The sequence below is a fragment of the Streptomyces sp. NPDC058307 genome (assembly GCF_042880295.1).
Lineage (GTDB): Bacteria > Actinomycetota > Actinomycetes > Streptomycetales > Streptomycetaceae > Streptomyces.
Window position 1 is genome coordinate 1 of sequence record NZ_JBHVYZ010000047.1, and the last position, 1,221, is coordinate 1,221.

The window sequence follows — 1,221 nt, forward strand, 5'->3', positions numbered from 1 at the left end:
CCCGCCGACCGGCGGCGAACTGGTCATGGTCGGCCGGACCCGCGACAGCCTCGCCCGGAACGTGTTCGGCCCGCTCATGAACCCGGACGTGTTCGGCGAGGTCGCCCAAGACGTCCAGTACACCAGCGGCGCCGCGACGGCGACCGTCCTCGGCCGCACAGTGCACGCCCTCGGCGCCAACGACGCCCAGGCCGAGCCGAAGGTACGAGGCTTGACGTGCGCGGGCGCGTACGTGGACGAGGCGACCACGCTCCCCAAGTCGTTCTTTGACCAGCTCACCGCGCGTTGCAGCGTGCCGGGGTCGAAGATCTTCGCGACCACCAACCCGGACAATCCGAATCACTGGCTACGCCGTGACTACCTGCTCAGGCCGGCCGAGGCCCGGCTCAGGTCGTGGCACTTCCAGTTGGACGACAACCCCGGTCTTGACGACGAGTACAAGGCCCGGATCAAGTCGACGCACACCGGCCTGTTCTACAAGCGCAACGTGTTGGGTCTGTGGGTCCAGGCCGAGGGCGCCATCTACGACATGTTCGACGAGTCCGAGCACGTGGTCGACGAACTGCCCGCGATGCGCCGGTACTGGATCGGCGTGGACTACGGCACGGTCAACGCCACCTCGGCGATCCTGCTCGGCGAGGGGGTCGACGGCCGGCTGTACGCGTGCGCCGAGTGGCGCCACGACTCCCGCACCGCGCACCGGCAGATGACCGACGCCCAGTATTCGGCCGCACTGCGCACGTGGGTTGCCGACCTCGGCGTCACGGCCGAGTGGACGTTCATCGACCCGAGCGCGGCGAGCTTCATCACGCAGCTGTGGGCCGACTCTTACGAGGGCGTCGCCCGCGCCTCGAACGAAGTGGTGGACGGCATCCGGTCCGTGGCGAACCTGCTCGGCGCCGGTCTGCTGCGGATACACCGGTCGTGCGAGGGGCTGCTCGACGAACTGCCTGCCTACGTGTGGGACGAGACGGCCGCCGACAAGGGCGAGGACAAGCCGGTCAAGGCGAACGACCACTCGTGCGACGCGCTCAGGTACGTGATCCATTCGACCGCCCACGAATGGCGGCACCTGCTCACCCTCGCCGCGTAAGGAGGCCGCCGCCATGGCCGCAGCGTTCACCCTTCCCGTATCCCTCACCGTCGGCGAGCACACCGTCGAGGTAGGCAAACTGAACCTTGCCCCCGGTGAGTTGGTACGCCCCGCCCTCGCCGCCCTGT

1 protein-coding gene is annotated in these 1,221 nt (G+C 68.6%); it reads left to right on the top strand.

All coding sequences use genetic code 11. The features are described from left to right. Positions 1–1,093: PBSX family phage terminase large subunit (locus ACFVYN_RS28745; RefSeq protein ID WP_390003430.1), on the top strand; the 1,093-nt coding region annotated here is incomplete at its 5' end. Between the last annotated feature and the right edge of the window lie 128 nt (positions 1,094–1,221).